At 44.7% G+C, this 23,650-nt stretch carries 8 protein-coding genes; 7 read left to right on the top strand and 1 reads right to left on the bottom strand.

Translation table 11 applies throughout. The features are described from left to right. The first annotated feature begins 521 nt into the window (after nt 1-521). Nucleotides 522-2,975, top strand: coding sequence for a VCBS repeat-containing protein (locus CXF95_RS01870; RefSeq protein WP_101197116.1), 2,454 nt, complete (start codon nt 522-524; stop codon nt 2,973-2,975). 256 nt (nt 2,976-3,231) lie between these two features. Here the strand turns inward: CXF95_RS01870 and CXF95_RS01865 are convergent, their stop codons facing one another. Then, the gene (locus CXF95_RS01865) at nt 3,232-7,236 is read right to left on the bottom strand and encodes a response regulator (protein WP_101197115.1); all 4,005 of its coding nucleotides are present in this window, start codon (nt 7,234-7,236) and stop codon (nt 3,232-3,234) included. Between the two features lie 309 nt (nt 7,237-7,545). Here CXF95_RS01865 and CXF95_RS29430 point away from each other — a divergent pair, with 309 nt between their 5' ends. The 6 genes from CXF95_RS29430 (at nt 7,546) to CXF95_RS31310 (ending at nt 22,876) form a co-directional block, all read left to right on the top strand. After that, nucleotides 7,546-7,767: a hypothetical protein gene (locus CXF95_RS29430; protein WP_157828041.1), complete on the top strand. Its 222-nt coding sequence runs from the start codon at nt 7,546-7,548 to the stop codon at nt 7,765-7,767. Beyond that, complete coding sequence (locus CXF95_RS01860; protein ID WP_198556466.1) at nt 7,700-8,863, top strand: tail fiber domain-containing protein; 1,164 nt, start codon at nt 7,700-7,702, stop codon at nt 8,861-8,863. Before CXF95_RS29430 ends, CXF95_RS01860 begins: the two co-directional genes overlap by 68 nt. A 9-nt stretch (nt 8,864-8,872) precedes the next feature. Then, nucleotides 8,873-10,129 carry a VCBS repeat-containing protein gene (locus tag CXF95_RS01855; protein WP_157828039.1) on the top strand — a complete coding sequence of 419 codons (1,257 nt, stop codon included), beginning with the start codon at nt 8,873-8,875 and terminating at the stop codon, nt 10,127-10,129. 876 nt (nt 10,130-11,005) lie between these two features. Further along, the gene (locus CXF95_RS01850; RefSeq protein WP_101197112.1) at nt 11,006-18,139 is read left to right on the top strand and encodes a choice-of-anchor Q domain-containing protein; all 7,134 of its coding nucleotides are present in this window, start codon (nt 11,006-11,008) and stop codon (nt 18,137-18,139) included. Between the two features lie 368 nt (nt 18,140-18,507). After that, nucleotides 18,508-22,215 carry a leucine-rich repeat protein gene (locus CXF95_RS01845; protein ID WP_198556465.1) on the top strand — a complete coding sequence of 1,236 codons (3,708 nt, stop codon included), beginning with the start codon at nt 18,508-18,510 and terminating at the stop codon, nt 22,213-22,215. A gap of 502 nt (nt 22,216-22,717) precedes the next feature. Continuing rightward, nucleotides 22,718-22,876, top strand: coding sequence for a leucine-rich repeat protein (locus CXF95_RS31310; RefSeq protein ID WP_198556464.1), 159 nt, complete (start codon nt 22,718-22,720; stop codon nt 22,874-22,876). The last annotated feature ends 774 nt before the right edge of the window (nt 22,877-23,650 follow it).

Genomic DNA, 23,650 nt, shown 5'->3' with positions numbered 1-23,650 from the left:
AACGGAAAGTGGCTATGTATCTGAGCTAGGAGCTGTCAGCAGCTCAATTGGTGGAAATAGCAGATTATTTCAATTTAAATCATTATGGTTCTGTTGACTTTACGCCCCATTAAATCCGCCAACGCAAAATGGAAGACCATCAATCTGAACGTCAACTCAGCGACCTAATAAAAGGGCTGATAAAATCGCATAGTTGAAGTCATAGCGCGTCACTAGCTTTCCTCTTTTTTGAATGGTTTTAATGAACAAAAGACTTGCCCCTTGGTTTTGCTGACCCCTTATTTTGACCCTTTGACCCCTTATTTTGACCCTTTGACCCCTTGGTTAATAATAAAAAGACTTGAACCCTTTTTTTTTAAAATATAAAATAATATAAAAGCATTATTTATTACCTTATTAATTAACACAAAATAAACCTCTTATATTGCAAAGCTCGATGTCTATTTTTAATCTAATAGACTTGCCGTAAATCTACTTGATTTGTATCAAAATAAATTTAGACCCGTAAAAGGATAGATATAGTGAAAAAAAAATACACATGCTTAATTTCTGCTTGTTTACTGTTTGCATTTGCAAAACTTGCTAATGCAGATGGTGGTGTTGAATTCGGAATAGTTAATATGGAGGAGGTAGACATAATTTATAAGTTTATCAGCTCAGATTGTCTTGATGCGTCCTCACGAGGTACTCCACCTACAATCCTTACGATAAAGCCTTTGACATTCATCACCTTTAAAGGAGCGAGAAAGCACTCGGATGCTTGTGAAAATGATGTGGCTTCATTTATATTTAGCCTTACTACAACCGATGGTCTTCCATTGGTACGCGTTGGCTCCCAGCCTAATTCTGAAATAGGGGTACATGATGGTGATCATGTGGGCATTGCGTTGGACCATTCTGGTAACGCAGGACTTAACCCTTCGGCTGTCAAAAACGCTTACCCCGTTAAAATGTCAATACAAGGTAATTTTAGATTTATATCAACCCAAGGTTTAACAAAGGAACCTGAGGTCTATCGGGCGGTTGGCAGTTGGGTAAATGTTCTCGGAGGTGGAACAGCCGACGCCAGCGTAATTATCTCGAGCTCCCTTTCCATCGGCGGCAGTGATACAACGACCGTGACTAATGCAATGCGCCAGTCCATTTCGGCATCGATATCGCTTGGGATAGATTATAAAGCCGTTAATGCTAGTGCATCGGTGACACTCAAAACCGAAAAGGAGTTGAGCGATTCCAAAACCATTGCGTCTAATTACCAAAATAATCAGTCAATTAGTTGCGAACAGACGGTCGATCGCGAAACTTACGATTACGGCGAAATGTATCAATGGCAAGTGAAAATAGGCGTTACAAATCCGACTACCATTTTAAGCTGTACTATTGCCTGTACCAAAAAAGGCATACCGACGTTTAAGCCTGGCTCGGAAGAACAGCTTGAGTCATGCCTAATCAAGAAGTATACAGATACCGATAACGATGGCGCACCGGATGTGTGTGATGCCGAATGTCAATCCTTTGGTTTGTCAGAGGACACCGACGATGACAACGACCGCATATTTGATTGGGTCGATGCTTATCCCCTTATTGACCTTATTGACCTTATTGCCCTTAATGTCAATATTGACCCTAGTGAGTATGTTGATACGGATAAAGACGGCGCACCGGATGAGTGTAATAACATATGTGCATTCAAGGGTATGAAAGCTGACACCGACGATGACAACGACGGTATTGCCGATGTTGACGATGCGTTCCCACTGTTTGCCCTTGGTGACTTAACCGATACCAATAACGACGGTAGACCGGATGAGTGTGATGCCGCTTGTGTATCCCTTGGTATGACAGCTGACACCGACGATGACAATGATGGCATTTTGGATTTAGCAGACGCTTACCCACTGATTGCAATTGGAACCTTGTCAGACACTGATAACGACGGTGCACCGGATGAGTGTAATGCGGCTTGTGTATCCCTTGGCATGGCAGCTGATACCGACGATGATAATGATGGTGTCTTGGATGTAGATGATGCGTATCCCCTTGACGTCACTCAATCGCAAAACACAACTCAGCAAAAAGTCAAAAACGATGTTGACGGCGATGGCAATTCAGATTTGCTGTGGCGTAGTGAAGCCAAAGGCTGGAACTTCCTGTGGTCAATGGATGGTGTAAAAACCAAGCAAGCCAAACCCATTAATGTGGTGCAGGATGATGGTTGGTTAATGGCGGGACAGGGCGATTACGACGCAGACGGTAAATCGGATATCTTGTGGCGCAATACGCTCACCGGCTTGAACTTTATCTACCTGATGGACGGGCTTAACATTAAGGCAAAACAAGTGCTGAATTATGTCGATGCGCCCCAGTGGGAGCTACGAGGTAGCGGTGACTTTAATAGCGATGGCAAAGGGGATGTGCTGTGGCGTAATGTAGACAGGGGCGATACCTGGTTTTACATGATGAATGGCCTCAGTATTGGGAGCAACCAACCCTCGTTATGGGTCACCGACCTGAACTACAAGATAGCGGCGATAGGAGATATTAACGGCGATGGCACAGATGATGTGATTTGGCGTAACCAAGTGACGGGCGTGAATTACATCTGGATAATGGCAGATGGCAAGATAGCCGACCGCTATACTTTAAACGTGATTGACGCAGACTGGACGATTGCCGGGGCCGGGGATTTGGACGGTGATGGCACTGACGACCTTATTCTGCGTAACCAGGTTGATGGCCGAAACTGGGCGTATTTGATGGAAAGCGGTCAAATCAAGGCCAGTGAGCTTATCAATACGATCGGTATGGGCTGGCAAATTGCTGACATGGGCGATTACGATGGAGATGGTAAGGCAGACTTGTTATGGCGCAATGAAAGCGCAGCCAGAAACATCGTGCATCTTATGGATGGCCTATCGGTGAAAGCCAAAGGGGTGTTAAGGCCCACCGACAATACTTGGACGGTGGCAAAATAGAAATTCAGACGGTTAAAGTATAAAAAAGCGGAAAGGTGACTCACCTTTGCGCTTTTTTGTCCCTACAAAAAAGTATTTCCGCAACTTTTCTTCGTTACCCAAGCCATTAGTCGCTGTAAATGCTGTAACGAGTGTTTAGAAAGTGATGTGCTTATATCAGCATCCCCCCAGTCTAATCTAGGCTGGGGGGACTCTGTATATTACTGAGGTCAAAAGTAAAAATTAATTGGTTTGGGGATGAAATTGTCCGCAGATATCAATATTGGTAAGTTAATATTGAGGACGGCGAAACGCCATAATGTTTTTTATAATTTTTAGAAAAGTAAGCCAAACTATCAAATCCTAACGCGTAGGCCACTTCACTGACATTTAATTGTTGGTCTTCAAGCAATAATTTAGCTTGCTGAATACGCAGCAAGTTTATATACGCAGCCGTAGATAGGTTCGTTAGTTGTTTGCATTTACGCCGTAAGGTTTCTTTGCTCATAAACATGAGCTCGGCTAATTGTTCGATAGAAAACTGACTTTTTCCGATATTTTCGAAAATATATTGGTGCAATTTACTTGAAAAATCATCCCCATTTGTAGCCAATTGACTCAGTTCTTCAGGTGATTCTAGTGTACTTATTGATTTATCTTTGTAGTTCTTCAATAGCACATTGATACGCATAACTAACTCTGAGGTGTCAAATGGCTTTGTCAGGTAATCGTCCGCACCGCGGGCAAAACCTGCGACAACGTCTCTTTTTGTTGTTTGTGCAGATAACAATAAAATTGGAATGCTAGTGGTTGCGGGGTGTGCTTTTAGTTTTTCAGTTAATTCTAAGCCAGACATTCCAGGCATAGTCACATCTGAAATAATAATGTCGGGTAAGTGCTTCAATGCGAAAGCAAAACCCTGCTCACCATTTGCTGCTTCTAATATTTGATAGTTTGCAGACAAACACTGAGAAATAAATTGCCGTAAATCAGGATTGTCATCGACAACTAATACCGTTGCCTGATCCAAGTTTATGTCGTAATCAGGTATTGTTGTTTGCTCGGCAGTATCGGGTAAATAGATAGGTTCTAAGAGTTGTTCTGGGGTGAAATGTGCTGTGCCGAGAAGAAACCACAAAGTAAATTGACAACCTTCATTTAATTGCGCAACCAGCTCGACTTCACCATGATGCAACTCAGTTATCTCCTTGACCAAGTTTAAGCCAATTCCTGATCCTTGCTCAATCTCGATCTCGCTCTGTAATGATTCAGCTCGATAAAAACGCTCAAAAACTTTACTTCTGACGTCCTCTGACAAGCCAATTCCATCGTCAGACACCTTAATCCCCACCTTATTATCTTGGCAAACAAGCTCAATAGTAATATGGGCGTGGGAGCCACTATACTTGATAGCATTGGAGAGTATATTCGATACACATTTATCAAGTTGGTCTTGATCACAGTACAACAGACGCGGGTTTTCACAATTTATACAGCTAATTGTTTGCTGATGTTGTTCCGCCCATGGTTTGAATCGTTCCGAGTTAGTTCTCAATAGTTGCGCGATATCATATTCACCGATCCGTAAAGAGAGTGTCCCAACCTCTAGCCGGTTAATGTCTAATACTTGGCTGACCAGGGCTAACATTTTTTTTGCATTATTTAGCGCAGTTAATGTCAGTTCACGAACTCCCTTGTCGATACTTTCTTGATGATTTTTAATCACTTCTTGAAGAGGGCCAATGGTTAAGGTTAAAGGTGTCCTAAATTCGTGAGAAACATTATCAAAAAACCGATCTTTAAGAATTTGTTGTTGCTTTAACTCAGCCACCTTTTGATTAATTTCATTGGTGCGTAGCTCAACTTTAGATTCGAGCTCTATATTTCGCTGCTCAAGTTGTTTGTTGTGTCTTTTTTGGCCGATTTTGATACTGAGCACAATCAATAAAATCAACAAAACACCATAACAAAGCCAGGCCAATAAACTCAGGTACCAGGGGTAGGCCACTGCAAATACATATTGAGCGGCAGATATTCGTCCCCACGCATCTTTGGCTTCGACGTCAAAGGTATAATCGCCACCGGCTAGTAAGGGAAAGTCTTTGCTAGGCTCATGTGACCACGATGTCCAGTTGGCATGTCCTTGACCACTTATTCTAGTGCGATATTCTGTTTTCCTTTTAGTCGAATAGTCAGGCAGTGCGTAGCCAATGCGAATTGAGTTATTTTCATGGGGGATAGCCTCTGCTTGCAGCGCCATTGAAAAAGGATTATCAGTGTCGATATTTTTAATATAACGGATACTAACGTGAGTGGCCTCAGGCACCTTTTCGATAACCCGTTCTGACATTCTATAAACACTGCCATTGGCGACGCCAAACCAAATGGCTTGGTCGAAAAAGGCCAAGCCTCGAGTTCCGGAATTATTATAAGGTCTGAATATATTTTCTTGCGACACTAACTGCCCATCGTCATCCGGATAAATAACGCCGGTGTCCTTACCTGCATGATACCAAAGTCGTCCAATATCATCGCTCAAAACTTTGAAAACGTCTTTATTCTCAGTGCGCAATGCGCGGGGTAAAAATTGGGCTGAGGTAAACGCTTGTTCTGCATCGTGTTGGTAGGTATAAACACCATTTCCGGTGCCAATCAACACGTTATTAGCATACATGAAGGGTAATATGTGTTCATTGCCCAAAGGCGAATTTTGCGGGTGATAGTGCGTTAGGCTATTTATCTCACCGCTTTTAGTGATCCCCGATACCCGATAAAGATCCCGTTGTTCGGTTGACACCCATACCGCATATTCACCTTTAAGAAGCGGCTCAATCGTCAGATATTCAGTGCCACTCTTATCTTCCAATACGCGGGTTTCTTGCCATTGTAGATTGTTTTTTTCTAGGCGAGATAAATGATTGCCGATAGATACAAACGCTGTATTTTTAGCCGCTACAACGTCTAAATCTGAAACGAAATCCGCGGTAGTAATACGTTTGGGGTTGGCAGGAAAACTATTGATTGTGTTGGTGTCGAAGTCAAAGGTGTAAACGCCCTGGTCGGTTCCAACTAAAAGTTCGTTGCCAAGATGCACAATATCTAAAACAACGTAGTCGAATTCAGGGACTTTTTTAAATACCGGTGCATAAAATGATTCTTTAGGGTAAGTCAGTTTATAAAAGCCGGTTCCAGAAAAAAACATATTTCCGTCAATATTAAATATATTTTCAAAATCCAAGGTTCCGGTGTCACTGCGGTACTGACTGCGCAAGTGCGGTGGTTGGAATACACTAATATTGGGCAGGCCAGCCAGCCATATATTATCTTGTCTGTCCTGGAATATGTCGTAGGTAGTGGCTAGGCCTAAGCCATCATTTTGTTGAAAATGGCGCAGCAATTCAAAGTTTTCGGAGAAAACCATTAAGCCGTTTATGGTGGAGTTAACATAATAATACTTATCTTTGCCCTGGATGCCGCTATTTAAGGCATTCACCGGTAGGTTAGCAGGGGACACAACTTGAATAAATTTGTTATTCTCTAAGCGGTAAATACCGCGCATATTGGTGACTAAAATCAATTGATTTTTGGCATTTAGAAACAGTGATTTGATATTTAAATCCGGTGGGGTAATCCATGGTTTTTCTAAGACACTCGGCGTGTTGTTTTCATTTAAGATTTGATAAAATTTCTTACTGTCATTGACTAACAGTTGGCCGTTAATGTTAAACACTCTTGATCCTCGAGCGTTAAAATCATTCATTTTTTTGATTACATTGCCATCCCACACAAAAACACCTTGATCGGTGCTATAAATGACCATTTCAGAATTACTATTAACACTGCGGGTTTGACCAAATTTGGCGAGCAAATGAGTAGTAGGGATTACTGTGAAGCTAAATTCACCACTAGGGGCTTTCACGAAATACCCAAGTTCACCCACCGCGCCGGCGTATATAAGACCATCTTTCCAGACAGATAACGATCGCATGCGGGTATTATTCGGCGAACTGGCATGTTGCCAGTTTTCACCATCCCAGACAGTTAAGCCATTTGCCGTGGCAAATACCATTTGGCCGTCAGCAAGTTGATCAATCCACCAAACCTGATTGCCACTTTGATGTTCGTCAATAGAGTAAACGGTAGCAATGGGATCACCTATATGGCGATACTCGTTGGCAAGAAGGTTTGCACTTGAGAGGGCAAATATTACTGTTACCAGCGAGACGATAATACGAGCTAGTGAAACGTTAATCATAGTGGTATGGATACTGCAATTTTCCATTTGAGTAAGACTACAATCTCACATTGCAGTATGACTAGCTACGAATATACCTATTTCAAGCTAATCAATTAGTCTAATAAATTGCTTTAGCTGCGACATAAAGTGCAGGCTACTTGCTCTGGGGCGAGTTTCAGTGGCAGCGCAATTTAGGGTTTTAGTAAAGATTGACCGAAAAGTGCAAACTATTGTGGGCTAAGTGCAAACATTATCCTTGAAATTCTGTTTGCGTTAACTTTGGACAGTTTTTACACCATCACTTATTTTAATTCACTATTTAAAATTTCATTCCATGTACCAGGAGTACATTACATGCGCTTTGCCTTTAGTATTATTGCTTTATCTGTTTTAGCCTCATCATTAACATCTGCTGCTGAGGTTGTTATCCCGCATACTTTTAGTAATGGTCAGGTGGCGGACGCCACTGACGTAAATGCGAATTTCAAGGCATTGGCTGATGAGACCAATGCGAACAACACCCGTATTGGAGTTCTGGAAGGAGGTAAGTTCACCACCTTTCCTCTCACTGTCTAACAATGATAAAGGGTTAAATAGCATCTTATTTGGTTATGAGGCCGGTTTTAATTTGGAGGCTGCCAGCAGTGCAAATTCAGCCTTTGGCTACAGGGCGCTTTCATTCAACACCACGGGCAATGCGAACACTGCTGTCGGGTTTTCAGCGCTTTATTTCAACACGACTGGCAGCGACAATACTGCCAATGGAAAAGGAGCGCTTCAGAGCAATTCCAAAGGCGAAGGCAACACCGCCAATGGCAGTCAAGCACTTGTATTGAATACCGAGGGCAGCTTTAACACCGCCAATGGCCGTCTAGCACTTTATCAGAATAATACAGGTGATTTTAACACCGCGGGGGGGTATAAAGTACTTTATTCCAACACAACGGGCAGCTTCAACTCCGCCAACGGCTATGCCGCTCTTTATTCCAACACAACGGGCATGCATAACACCGCCACTGGCAATCAAGCGCTTTATTCCAACCAAACGGGCAGCTTCAACGCCGCTAACGGCTATGCTGCGCTTTATTTCAACTCGACGGGCGGCAATAACACCGCCACTGGCAATCAAGCGCTGAATGAAAACCGCACGGGCAGCAAGAACACTGCCATTGGTGCGTTCGCTGATGTCATGTCTGCTAATTTATCTAATGCAACGGCAATCGGATACAACGCCAAGGTTAGTCGCTCAAACAAGATACGTTTGGGTGATGCTAATATCACCGTTATAGAAGGGCAGGTACCGTTTACAACCACATCCGATAGACGTCTTAAAGAAGATATTCAAACCACCAATCTTGGTCTTGATTTTGTTAATGACTTAAACCCTGTGCAGTATCACCGCATTAATAATGAAGGTGCCGATATTGAGCTGGGCGTCATCGCTCAGGAGCTTGAAGCGGTGCTTGAAAAACACCATGCTACCGACTCTGGCATGATCCACCAGGTTGATGATAGTTATCTGTCAGTGCGTTACAACGACCTGTTCGCGCCTCTGATTAAATCAGTACAGGAACTCAGTGCACAGAATGTCATGCTTAAAGCTGAATTGGCTGCACAGGAGTCTCAAATGGCTGAACTTAAAGCCCTGATACTCGCTAGCAACGCTAACTAGGATATGGTCATGAATAAAAAATTGCTTAAAAAAGGCATGGCTCTGATGATTGTATTGCCTGTGACGCTGACAGCTCATGCGGGTACTTGGGGGTCAATGAGCTTTGGCTCTGGCAGCTGGGGAGCGACATCTGATGGGGTAGTCGATACAGACAACGATGGTATTGCCGATGAAAATGATGCTTACCCGCTGATTGCCATTGGTGATCATGTTGATACCGATAACGACGGTGCACCGGATGAGTGTGATACCGCTTGTGTATCCCTTGGTATGGCAGCTGACCCGGACGATGATAATGACGGTGTGCTGGATGCGGATGATGCGTATCCCCTTGACCCCACTAAATCTAAAAACTCAACGCAACTAAAGGTTAAACACGACGTAGACGGCGATGGCAAATCTGACTTGCTGTGGCGCAGTGAAGCTAAAGGCTGGAACTTCCTGTGGGCCATGGATGGGGTTCAAACCAAACAGGCGTCACCGATTAATGTAGTACAGGATGAAGGCTGGCTGATGGCCGGTCAGGGGGATTACGACGCAGACGGTCATTCGGATATCCTGTGGCGCAACACGCTCACCGGCTTGAACTTTATCTACCTGATGGACGGGCTTAACATTAAGGCAAAACAAGTGCTGAATTATGTCGATGCGCCCCAGTGGGAGCTACGAGGTAGCGGTGACTTTAATGGCGATGGCAAAGGGGATGTGCTGTGGCGTAATGTAGACAGGGGCGATACCTGGTTTTACATGATGAATGGCCTCAGTATTGGGAGCAACCAACCCTCGTTATGGGTCACCGACCTGAACTACAAGATAGCGGCGATAGGAGATATTAACGGCGATGGCACAGATGATGTGATTTGGCGTAACCAATTGACGGGCGTGAACTACATCTGGATAATGGACAATGGCCAGATAGCCGACCGCTATGTGCTCAATGCTATCAATGGGGATTGGACGATTGCCGGGGCCGGGGATTTGGACGGTGATGGTACCGATGACCTTATTCTGCGTAACCAGGTGGATGGTCGAAACTGGGCGTATTTGATGGAAGATGGTCAAATCAAGACCAGTGAGCTTATCAATACGGTAGGTATGGGCTGGCAAATTGCTGACATGGGCGATTATGATGGAGACGGTAAGGCAGACTTGTTATGGCGCAATGAAAGCACGGCTAGAAACATCGTGCACCTGATGGATGGCCTGACAATCAAAGACAAAGGTGTACTCAGACCCACTGACAACACTTGGCAGTTGGCTAAGTAAGGCCAATAAGCGATAAAGTAAACAGAAAAGGTCATCTCAGTCATATGAGTTGGCCTTTTTTATTTTAGTCAAGGTGTCATTTTCGGTAGCGGTTTAGAGGAAGTGAGCGGATAAAAGATAAGGCACTTTAACGTTCCGATTGCCCTATTGCTTATTGACTCATTTTCGAATACATCTAATCGAAACTTTACAGTATAAAAAAGCTAAAAGTTGTCATTCAATCGGTTTGCAACTTAATCAATATCATTAAAAGATGTATCAGGATGATAATTGAGCCGTTATGGAATAGGTGAGCCACCTTCTCCCCAGTGTCGTTCTCAAAAGTTGTTTCCTTGTTATGTTGTAAAAAAGGAATCTTGCGTATGCCCCGTTGTCTGTCTGTCTGTTCGTTTGCTTAATGCTCTTTTGCTTGTAAGTTAGCTATTTTTTACCGTTAACAGTTTCGCTGCTGATGACGGGACTTGGTTTTATTCTATTAATGGCGCTAATGCCACGGAGACGTGCTGTGTGGCTATTTGCGATGCAAACCTAACTATACCGGCGGAAATTAATGGCTATAGTGTCACCAGCATTGGAAACTTTGCTTTCACAGATACAAGAGCTGACCCCACTTTTTTTGTAAAGATGGGGTATTGATAAGCTTAATTCTATTGTTTGACTGATTTGTGCAAACATTTGTGGGCTCAGGACAAACATCAATTTGAACTTTCCTGTATATTAATCATGTAATTTAATGCTGAATTTTCATGACAAATAACGTGAATTGCTATTTTACTCTTGAGGGACATTTCCCCTTTACTTTAGAAACGGCAACAATAATTTTATATATCGACATCTGGAGTAAGGTCATTGAAGGTAATAATTGGCAGGAATTCTGTGAGTAAATTTAAGGTTAAGCAAAATGAATTCAGTTTTATTCGTTTTATCATAATGCTTTTGCTCAGCACATTAGGAACTATAAGTATCGGTCTAAGTGCCCAACAAAGCAGCACAGATAACGTTAGTAGACCCGATGAAGTCACGGTATTTGGTACCGAAGAGCGCAGCCAATTGTCTAATGACGCGTCTGGTGATGATGTTATCAAACTTAACCGACGAAGCGTCCTAAAAGAAGACTTTAATTATGAGTCGCGTTTTACTTATGCCGTTAGCCTTATTAGCGCCGGAGAGTTGGTCATCGAGAACGGCCATGCAAATGGCCTGTATGACTATTACAACAATAGACTCGACAACAAATCCATGGAAATCATGGCCGAAACATTGGTCATCCGCAGTCCTTGGCACTTAAAAGGCACCGACCTCACCATCAATGCGCGAGAAGTACGTTTCGAAGGCAACGGTCAAATCAATACCACGCCAGAAGAAAAACCCATCAGAGCCCCAGCCACAGAAAGACTAGAAACCGGTAAGATCGACGTAGCACCAGCTGCAAATGGCCTGGATGCTGGCTCGGTAACTGTCTGGGCTGAGTCATATATAAATACTTCGTCAGCTGTTAATTTTAAATTGTCAGGCGGTAAGGGCCAGGATGCTGGCAGAGGAAAACATGGAAATGATGGGACAACATTAACTTGGATTAACGGTGACATAAGTGTCACTGAATTTTCTCATGGAGGTGAGTATTACGCTTTGCCGCAAGGCTATCTCGTTACTCATACTTGGGGAAATATTAAATTTGGTACCGCAACTTTTCCAACAGATGGGGACGATGCTTTGCGAGCAGGGACGCCAGGCAATGGCGGCAAAAGTGGCAGGCTGACACACAATATTACTAATGACGGACCTTCTTACTCATCTATAGGCGCTGCCGCTGGTCTTATTGGAAGTGCTCCAGCAACTGATAGTATCGACAGTACTGATGTGACTGAAGGTGGCAAAGCTGGCACACCTATTAACTCAGTACACCTTAGGTACTATGATAACGGAAACCCCTTTGATTTGACTCACTACCTTAGGGAATCGGCTAGAAACACAGCTAAGAAGGGTAGATCGTACCCTGTACCTCGTGCCAGTATCGGAGAAAATGCATTGCCGATATATCTTGCAGACCACTACCGTTGGTTGCACCCGCAATTACTCCGTCAAATTCTCAATGATGTGAAAGACGACTATTTGCAAAATAGAATTGCCAGTGCCAGAGATGTATTAACTGACTACTCCACCATCATTGAAAACTACCGTCTTGACTCTGATGCCTGGAATGCGGATGGTATATCTGCCATGACCCGCTACGAATTAAGTCAGATGTATGACGAAATGCAGCTTTTGCTGCAGCAAATAGCCAATGGCCAGGACTATTTTGGTAACCCTAATGGTTGGGTGCCAATGCTCAGTTTTGAAGTCGCGTTGGGAGCGTTTGATCAAGAAATTGATCGCAGCTTAGACATGGTTTACTTAGCGAAATGGATCACCGCCAAGCAGGACAACGCTGCATTGACCATTAAAGCGCTGACGACGGCACGTGCAGGTTTGGCCGCGGAAATCGACACCGCTAAAGTTGATTATGGGTTCGCCCTGACGGCTTTAGATGACTTTACCGTTGAGTCTGACGCTATCTTAGTCAGAGTGAGAAATTTGCAGTACCAGTTACAATTAATAGACGATGCGCTAAGGGCCCAAGCAAAAGAGAATACCAAGCCGTCAGATTGGGAAGTTGCCCTCAGAGTGGGGTTAAAAGTAGCCGGTACCATGTGTGAAATGGTTCCGGTTTATCAACCGGCCTTGGGCTCGGTGGGCGGCGCCCTTAATTTGGCAGGTGATTTTGACCCCGAGTCGCCATGGGATACCATCATTGGTGCGTCTGGAATTGCTAATAGCTATGCCGATTCTGGCATTCAAGAAGCCGCCGCGGCTCAACAAGCACAGAATATTGGGGTGGTTACTGGTGCCCTCAATGATAAGACTACGCGCCTGCAAAATTTAAAAAGTCTAAGTACAGGTGCCTTGGCCTTGTCGAGCGGCATCAAAGGGATTAATGCCACTTTAGAGAAGTCCAAAGCACCTTTATCAGAGATTGAAGCTGAGCTCAACAAGCTGCGTCAAAGTAATCCGGAATATAAAGCCTTAGTCGACGACATCAGCCAGTTGATTAAAGACAAAGGGGTATTCGCCTCCAAAATGGCCACTACTACCCGTAATATTGCAAGGCTGTCAAGTTTGATAACGCGTAATATATTGGCAATTGATGCCTTGGATGTCCAAGCTGGCTCACAAATCAATGTGATTGACTCACGTGTCAATTCATACTTAAAAGACATGGAGCGCCGGGCCTTCGATCGTTTGCTTAAGTATCACTATTACATGGCTAAAGCCTACGAATACAGACTAGTTAAAGCTTATACCGGCACCTTAAATTTGGAGACTATGTTTGAAAAAATCCTAGACGTTGTGGCCGGTAAAGAAGGTGATACCGTTGGTGGAGCCTTAACTACAGGGCAACGAGATCTTATCAAAGGTGTCTATCGTAAGATAATTGCTAGTACCACAGAAAGCATACTCACCGATTATAATACTTCACCGTCTATTGCTGGTGGGTCTCGTTCGTTTAAATTAAATGCACAACAACTCGACACCCTGAACCGCGGCGAAAAACTCAACTTGAACTTGTACGAGGAAGGTTTGTTTTTGCCTGGGGAAGAGAATTTACGAATAGTTAATCTTGAGGTGGTCGAAGAAAATGGTATGACGACAGAGCTGGTCAGTGGCACCGCTTATGGCGCAACATCTTTTGTTCTACTGACCATAGAACATTCAGGCATTTCAAACCTGAAAAAAGACGGCAACGTATTCCAGTTCCGCCATTACAACAGTGGTACCCGTAATCCGATTACGTGGAAGAGTCAATACGAGCCTAGGGACAATATTATTTCTCCTACACCACCCAAGGCAGCAGCTGATTCGCTGCTAAAGGCATTGGTTCCGAGTATTGATACTCGTCAGCAATTGCTTTATTCACGGCCATCTGCGTGGGCAGATTTGAGCATTCGCCGTGAAGGGGTGAACGGAGACGTGCGATTTGGATTAGGCTATGATGATCCTCCAATACTGATCACAGATATTACCTTACGGGTTACTTTTGACCGTGCGAATAGGGTGGCCAATGTCAAGGAGGTTGGCATTGTGGCTCGCAGTGATGCGGGAGAGAAACTCTCGCCGTTATTCTCGGTCAATGAGCCGGATAGAAACCAACGTGGTGATGGGCTGGGCGATATTTTAAGGATCTATAATACCAGTTCCGATGCAGTGGAGATTACAGCTGAGCAAAGTTTTGGCGCTTATACCTTTTCTAAATGGACCGAGAATGGTCAGGATTACGGCAATGATCCAACAAATCGTATTGCAATAGTGTTTAAAAATGACGACAGTCGACTGGTTGCAGTGTACGCAATAGCACCACCGGTAATTATTTCTGACCTAAGTGCTTTGGCATTTAAGGGTTCGAATTTTGAATACCAGATCTTGGTGAGCAGTCTTGGAACGACAACTTATACTGCCACCGGATTGCCAGAGGGATTGAGCTTGGACCCCATATCTGGGCTTATTTCTGGTTTGGTAAATTTCGCTGGGACATACAATATAGAACTAAGTGCAACTAACACGTTTGAGACAAAAAAAGCCACAAAAGCCACACTGGTTATTTCAGTTAGTCCACCGGTATTGTCTGTTGAAGATAGTGGTCCGGGTTCGTTGCGTGAAATGATCGTTCAAGCAACGGCTGGATCTGTTATCAACTTCGACCCTAGCCTCAGTGGTCAGACTATTGTACTGAGCAGCGGTAGATTGGAGATTAATAAAAACCTTATTATTGATGCGTCTAATTTAGCCAATGGCCTCACAATAGACGCCGATGGAGTCAATACCCGCAGTGGAGCGTTTTCAATTCAACAAGGTGCAGATGTCACGATTAATTCGCTGACCATTACCGGTGGTAGTGGTAAAGGTGAGGTTGGTGGGGCGATAGATAATAGTGGCAATTTGACCCTACTCAACTCAACCCTGCATGATAATTCCGCTGATTCTGGTGGAGCCATTTTTAATGCAGGCGAACTAAAGGTGGTTAATTCGACTTTCTACAACAATAGCGCCTCGGGCCTTGGCGGAGGGGGTGGTGCTATCCTCAATAATGCGGGTAACTTGACCCTTGTGAATTCGACTATTGTAGGCAATAAAGCCATTATTGGCGGAGGGATTTTTCATGCATTCGGCTCGCCATGGTTTATCAGCCTAGAAAATACGATTGTAGCTGGAAATTCGAGTGATGGTGGCCTGGAGGATATTTATGTCAGAGGCCCAGAGTCGACTGTGATTGTTTTAGGTAATAACCTGATTAGTGCCAATAATAGGCTTGAAAGCTGGTTTCCTGAAGGTGAGCTAGTGGGTACCGCTGCTAATCCAGTGGATCCTATGCTCGAAGCTCTTGCTGATAATGGTGGCCCGACTTACACTATGCTGCCTTTAATAGGAAGTCCGCTGATCAATAGTGGAATTTTACAAGAGAATACACCCTCTGTTGATCAACGAGGTTTGCCGCGACTCTCTGGATTGTTCATCGATATAGGTGCGGTAGAGCGTCAACCCGACGATTTATATCTGTTTACTGCTACCGTGACGCCCAGCGGATCAAATGTCAGCTTTACCCCCGACGGAGTTCAGACGACCCTGAAGGGATCTACTCGCGCTTTCAGCGTCAATCCCAATAGTCGTTATGCGACAAACAGTCACGTAGGCGGAACCTGCACCCCCGGTGCTTGGGTGGGCAATCTTTACACCACTGGAGTGGCAACGGCAAACTGCACCGTCATTTTTAGTGCCTCAGCCTCATCACGCTACACGTCTCCTGCCATCGCCGCAGGGTTCCTTCACTCGGTCGCTTTAAAGAGCGACGGCACGCTGGTGTCTTGGGGGTGGGGTGGCTATGGCCAGATGCCCATAGCCGAGAACCTGACGGGCGTCACCGCCATTGCCGCAGGTAACTATCATACGGTCGCTTTGAAAAGCGACAGCACACTGGTGGCCTGGGGGTCGTACGGCTCTTATGGCCAGGCGACCATACCCGAGAACCTGACAGGCGTCACTGCCATCGCCGCAGGGGAATATCACACGGTCGCCTTGAAGAGCGACGGTGCGCTGCTGGCATGGGGGGCGAACTTCTATGGTCAGACGTCCATACCCGATGACCTGACGGGCGTGACCGCCATTGCTGCAGGGAGTGGGGGCAACCACACGGTCGCCTTAAAGAGCGACGGCACGCTGGTGGCTTGGGGGTTGAGCAATTTTGGTCAGAGTGGCATACCCAAGGACCTGACGGGCGTCACTGCCATCGCCGCTGGGGCCTATCACACGGTCGCCTTGAAGAGCGACGGCACGCTGGTGGCTTGGGGGTGGAACGGCTATGGTCAGACTATCATACCCGAGGGCCTGACGGGCGTCATCGCCATCGCTGCAGGAAACTTTCACACGGTCGCCTTAAAGAGCGACGGTACGCTGGTGGCTTGGGGGGGGGGCGACGATGGCCAAACGATCATACCTGACGACCTGACGGGCGTCACCGCCATCGCTGCAGCGCAACTCCACACGGTCGCCTTAAAGAGCGACGGTACGGTGGTGGCTTGGGGGTCGAGCGGCTACGGTCAGACGGCTATACCCAACAATTTAAATCTGTTTAGCTACCACCTGACCTATGACGGTAACGGCCATTCGGGCGGGGACGTGCCGGTAGATGGCAGTAGCTATTATTACGGTACTCGCGTCAACATATCTGCTAACACCGGCACCCTGTCAAAGGACGGCTATGTCTTTGCTGGCTGGAACACCGCAACCGATGGCACCGGCAGCCGTTATGCGGAAGGTGCGACCTTAGTTGTCATCGATAATAATACGTTTTATGCCCAATGGGCGAGCATCCTGGCGGACAGCGACAGCGACGGTTATTTGGACGGTGATGAAATAGCGGCGGGCAGCGACCACCTCGATATCAGCAGTTTACCGCTGGATACTGACGGTGACTTTATATCAAACGTGACCGACACCGATGATGACAATGACGGTGTATTAGATGTGAATGATGCTTATCCACTGGATGCGACTAAATCACAAGATAATACAAACCGGGTCAGAAACGACCTCAATAACGACGGCAAATCTGACTTATTGTGGCGCAGTTACGACAAAGGCTGGAACTTCCTGTGGACCATGAATGGCACTGCCACCAGTTTAACCACACCGATTAATGTGGTGGCTGATGCGAGTTGGGACATGGCCGGTCAGGGTGATTATGACGCAGATGGTAAATCGGATATTTTGTGGCGTAATAACATCACCGGGCAGAACTTCATTTACTTGATGGACGGTAAAAATATTAAGGTACGCGCGACTTTAAATTATGTGACTGCGCCTATTTGGGAAGTCAAAGGCAGTGGTGATTTTAATGGTGATGGTAAAGGCGATGTGTTGTGGCGCCGAGTGGATAGGGGCGATACCTGGTTCTACTTGATGGATGGTTTGAAAATAGGCACTAGCTTGCCTTCGTTATGGGTGACTGACTTAAACTTTGAAATCGCGGCGACAGGGGACATTAATGGTGATGGTACCGATGATGTGATTTGGCGCAATAAGCTAACGGGTATCAACTATATCTGGATAATGCAAAATGGTCAGATAGGCAGTCGCTATACCCTCAATGCCATCAACAAAGATTGGATAATTGCAGGTACCGGTGACTTAGACGGTGATGGTACCGACGACATTGTTCTGCGTAATCAAGCCGATGGTCGTAACTGGGCGTTTATGATGGAGAATGGTCAGATTAAAACCAGTCAGTTGATTAACACGGTGGGTAGTTTAGATTGGCAAATTGCCAACATGGGCGATTATGACGGTGATGGCAAAACCGACATACTATGGCGTAATGAAAGTGCGGCCCGCAATATCATCCATCTGATGGATGGCTTAACGATTAAAGATAAAGGGGTCTTAAGACCGACAGATAACACTTGGCAGTTGGCGAAATAACCGCCATCCAATAGAGTAAACTTAAGAATAAAATGAAAGGTCATCTCAGTAACATGAGTTGACCTTTTTTATTCTAGTTAAGGTGTCATTATCGGTAGTGGTTTTAAAGAAGGGCGGCCAACAGATTGGGCGCTTTATTACCCTGATTACCCTATTGTTTATTTGCTTATATTCGAATATAGTTAACAAAAAATTTACCATATAAAAAAGCCACTAGTTGCCGTTCAATATGTTTGCAACTTAATCAATATCATTAAAAGATGTATCAGGATGATAATTGAGCCGCTATGGAATAGGTGAACCGCCCCTTCCCCACTGTAGTTCTAAAAGTTGTTTCCTTGTTATGTTGTATAAAAGGAATGCCAATAATGATCACGTTTTTATCTGTTCGTTTGCTAAACACCTTTGTGCTTTTAAGTGCTTTATTTTTTGTCGGCAACAGTTACGCTGCTGATGACGGGACTTGGACTTATAGTCTAAATGGCGATAGTGCCGTAGTGACTGGCTGTTTGGATACTTGTCCTAGGGATTTAGTTATTCCTGAGACTATTGATGGCTTTAGCGTCACCAGCATTGGGGGCGGTGCTTTCATTTATAACCAATTAATCAGTGTGACCATCGGTAATGGTGTCACGAGTATTGGGGATTATGCTTTCGATTCTAATCAATTAACCAGCGTGATTATCCCAGATAGCGTCACCAGCATTGGGATGCGGGCTTTCTCGGATAACCAATTAACAAGTGTGACTATTCCTGATAGCGTTGCCAATATTGGTGATTGGGCTTTTTATAATAACCCAGGCATTACCAGTGAGGAGTTGCAATATTTCTTAATACAAGGGAGTGCCATGGTTACAGGATGTACTTCTACTTGTCCCGCTAGTCTAGCTATCCCGGTGAAAATTGATGGCTACAGCGTCACCAGCATTGGGGGCGGTGCTTTCAGGAATAATCAATTAACCAGCGTAACCATCGGTAATAGCGTCACCAGCATTGGGGGCGGTGCTTTCAGGAATAATCAATTAACCAGCGTAACCATCGGTAATAGCGTCACCAGCATTGGGGTGAATGCTTTCCAGGGTAACCAATTGACTAGTGTGATTATCCCAGATAGCGTCACCAGCATTGGGATGTGGGCTTTCTCGGATAACCAATTAACCAGCGTGACAATCCCCGATAGCGTAATCAGCATTGGTGCGGGTGTTTTCAGCAGAAACCAATTAACCAGTGTGACTATTCCTGATAGCGTTGCCAATATTGGTGATTGGGCTTTTTATAATAACCCAGGCATTACCAGTGAGGAGTTGCAATATTTCTTAATACAAGGGAGTGCCATGGTTACAGGATGTACTTCTACTTGTCCCGCTAGTTTAGCTATCCCGGTGAAAATTGATGGCTACAGCGTCACCAGCATTGGGAATAACGCTTTCTCGGACAACCAATTAACCAGTGTGATTATCCCCAGTAGCGTCACCAGCATTGGGGGCGGTGCTTTCAGGAATAATCAATTAACCAGCGTAACCATCGGTAATGGTGTCACGAGTCTTGGGGATTATGCTTTCAATTCTAATCAATTAACCAGTGTGACCATAGGTAATAGCGTTACCAGCATAGGGGATTATGCTTTCAAGTATAACCAATTGACTAGTGTGATTATTCCCGATAGTGTCACCAGTATTGGGGAAAATGCCTTTGAATACAACCAATTAACCAGCGTATCTTTCGGTAATAACGTCACCAGTATTGGGGATGTTGCTTTTCAGGGTAACCAATTAACCAGCGTTACCATTCCCGATGGTGTCATCAGCATTGGGGACTCTGCTTTCGAGGACAACCAATTAATCAACGTGACTATTGGTCATGGCGTCACCAGCATTGGGTGGCATGCTTTCTTTCGTAACCAGTTAACCAGTGTGATTATTCCCGATAGCGTTACCAGTATTGGGGATAATGCTTTCAGGAATAATCAATTAACCAATGTGACCATCGGTAATGGTGTCACGAGTCTTGGGGATTATGCTTTCAGTTCTAACCAATTAACCAGCGTAACCATCGGTAATAGCGTCACCAGCATTGGGAGGTGGGCTTTCTCGGGTAACCAATTAACAAGTGTGACTATTCCTGATAGCGTTGCCAATATTGGTGATTGGGCTTTTTATAATAACCCAGGCATTACCAGTGAGGAGTTGCAATATTTCTTAATACAAGGGAGTGCCATGGTTACAGGATGTACTTCTACTTGTCCCGCTAGTTTAGCTATCCCGGTGAAAATTGATGGCTACAGCGTCACCAGCATTGGGAATAACGCTTTCTCGGACAACCAATTAACCAGTGTGATTATCCCCGGTAGCGTCACCAGCATTGGGGGCGGTGCTTTCAGGAATAATCAATTAACCAGTGTGACCATCGGTAATGGTGTCACGAGTATTGGGGATAATGCTTTCAGGAATAATCAATTAACCAGTGTGACAATCCCCGATAGCGTCATCAGTATTGGGGATGTTGCTTTCTCGGACAACCAATTAACCAGTGTGATTATCCCCGATAGCGTCATCAGCATTGGGGATGTTGCTTTTCAGGGTAACCAATTAACCAGCGTTACCATTCCCGATGGTGTCATCAGCATTGGGGACTCTGCTTTCGAGTATAATCAATTAATCAGCGTGACTATTGGTCATGGCGTCACCAGCATTGGACATTATGCTTTCTACGGGAACCAGTTAACCAGCGTGACTATTCCCGATAGCGTCACCAGCATTGAGCAGAAAGCTTTTGGCGCCAATGTGTTGACTAATGTCCAATTTTTTGGCGGTAGACCGACCATTGCATCTGATGCCCTTAACAATAATCTATTAAACACTATTACCTATTGCTCTGATACAAGTGGTTGGCCAGGTGATCCGATAGTGAATATTACGCCCATTAGTGATTGTGACTTTGATGGTCTTTTAGATAACAGCGATACTGATGATGATAATGACGGCATTTTGGATACAGCAGACGCCTATCCATTGGTGTCCATTGGCGACTTACTAGATACCGACAACGACGGCGCACCAAACACATGTGACGAAAGTTGCTTAGCGTTGGGCATGGCGGCTGACACCGACGATGACAATGACGGTGTATTGGATGTCGATGATGCATTCCCTCTTGACCCCACTAGAACGTTCAGGGTCAGGAACGACGTCGACGGCGATGGCAAATCTGATTTGCTGTGGCGCAGTAGCGCCCGAGGCTGGAATTTCCTGTGGGCGATGAGTGGTGTGCAGACCAAAGAAGCCAAACCTATTAATGTAGTACAAGACGATGGCTGGTTGATGGCCGGTCAGGGTGATTATGACGGCGACGGTAAATCAGACATCTTATGGCGTAATACCATCACGGGTTTAAATTTCATCTACTTAATGGATGGTCTTAACATTAAAGCGCGTCAAGTCCTGAACTATGTTGATGCTCCGCAGTGGGAGCTTGCTGGCAGCGGCGACTTTAATGGCGACGGTAAAGGCGATGTCTTGTGGCACGATATTGTGAGGGGGCGTACCCAATTCTACATGATGGATGGCCTGCGCATTGGCACTAACCAGCCGTCAGTGACGGTCGCCGACTTGAATGAAAAAATAGTAGCGATAGGCGATGTAAACGGTGATGGCACCGATGATGTGATTTGGCGTAATCAGGCTACCGGCGGTAACAGTATCTGGATAATGAAAAATGGCCAGATAGCCGACATGTATGCCTTAAACCGGGTTAGCACAGACTGGACGATTGCAGGTACTGGCGACTTAGACGGTGATGGTACCGACGACATTGTTCTGCGTAATCAAGCCGATGGTCGTAACTGGGCGTTTATGATGGAGAATGGTCAGATTAAAACCAGTCAGTTGATTAACACGGTGGGTAGTTTAGATTGGCAAATTGCCAACATGGGCGATTATGACGGTGATGGCAAAACCGACATACTATGGCGTAATGAAAGTGCGGCCCGCAATATCATCCATCTGATGGATGGCTTAACGATTAAAGATAAAGGTGTCTTAAGACCGACTGACAATACGTGGCAGTTGGCTAAATAAACCCAATTGGCGGTAAAGCAAACAGAAAAGGTCATCTCAGTAACATGAGTTGGCCTTTTTTATTCTAGTCAAGGTGTCATTATCGGTAGTGGTTTTAAAGAAGGGCGGCCAACAGATTGGGCGCTTTATTACCCTGATTACCCTATTGCTTATATTCGAATACAGTTAACAAAAAATTTACCAATAAAAAAAGCCACTAGTTGCCATTTAATCGGCTTGCAACTTAATCAATATCATTAAAAGATGTATCAGGATGATAATTGAGCCGCTATGGAATAGGCGCACCACCACCTCCCCACTGTCGTTCTCAAAAGTTGTTTCCTTGTTATGTTGTAAAAAAGGAATTCCTAGTATGCCCCCATTGTCTGTCTGTTCGTTTGCTTAACTCTCTTTTGCTTGTAAGTTCGCTATCTTTTACTGTTAACAGTTTCGCTGCTGATGACGGGACTTGGACTTATTATATTGATGGCACTAATGCCACGGTGACGGGCTGTGTGGTTACTTGCGATGCAAACCTAACTATATACCGGCGGAAATTAATGGCTACAGTGTCATCAGCATTGGGGGAGAAGCCTTCATTTTTAACCAATTAACCAGCGTGACAATCCCCGATAGCGTAACCAGTATTGGGAACTTTGCTTTCACAAATACAAGATCCTGAGGGATCCCCACGAATAACATGGTTTCAGGGCATTCCGCCGTAATTCCCCTCTATTTTTAAAAAATCAGGGATTATATGGGAGCGAAATGGGTTGTAAAAATGAACAACCTCAGCTTTCCTTTAGTTGAACTGTTTTTATGTCATTTTAGTGATGTCTCCTCTAAATTTTGCCTAATATTGCCTATCGTGCCCACGAATAGGCAGCCTGAATATTCAGGTACGTTTGATTATTTTTTGGTTCTATCTAATTTTATTGATGCAATAGGAAGATTGATTAATACCCATTATCTGCCTGGGCGATCATGTATTTCATATACATGGCGGCCTTGACGAAATGCTCCTGCTCTAAAGCCAGATGGGGATTATTTCTGATTGGTGGTTGTCATAAACTGATCTGATCAGCAAACACCATGAAAGTTCATTTTTATTTTTGTCACTCTATGTTTTTTATGTGTTCTACGTGGGGACGCCTCAGGCTATGGTCCCCTTTTTACGGGGATAGCATTCTAAATAAGTAATTGATTACTAATCAACTACTATAGTATGGTTGATTTAGTTTAAGCGAATTTCAATGTAAATAGATGTATGGATGCTTATCTGATCACCTCCCAAGCTATGGACTAATTGGTTTACGGTCTATCCTCGCTAACACTCGTCATCACCAACACCCAAGTATGTCTTTTGTGTTACTGAGCATTTTTAATGCAGTTTTGTATTTCATCTTAAGAAAAATAGAAAACAACAATGGCCTGGTTTTAACTGGTGGGTTGTAAC

It is taken from the genome of Paraglaciecola sp. MB-3u-78 (assembly GCF_002835935.1).
GTDB lineage: Bacteria > Pseudomonadota > Gammaproteobacteria > Enterobacterales > Alteromonadaceae > Paraglaciecola.
Note: the sequence above shows the minus strand (reverse complement) of the source record. Positions and strands in the feature narration are given on the sequence as shown.

Bases quoted from the DNA above. Each gene is read 5' to 3' on its own strand.
- CXF95_RS29430 (WP_157828041.1), top strand. From the start codon at position 7,546: ATGCGCTTTGCCTTTAGTATTATTGCTTTATCTGTTTTAGCCTCATCA.
- CXF95_RS01865 (WP_101197115.1), bottom strand. From the start codon at position 7,236: ATGGAAAATTGCAGTATCCATACCACTATGATTAACGTTTCACTAGCT.
- CXF95_RS01845 (WP_198556465.1), top strand. From the start codon at position 18,508: ATGATCACGTTTTTATCTGTTCGTTTGCTAAACACCTTTGTGCTTTTA.
- CXF95_RS01860 (WP_198556466.1), top strand. From the start codon at position 7,700: ATGCGAACAACACCCGTATTGGAGTTCTGGAAGGAGGTAAGTTCACCA.
- CXF95_RS01855 (WP_157828039.1), top strand. From the start codon at position 8,873: ATGAATAAAAAATTGCTTAAAAAAGGCATGGCTCTGATGATTGTATTG.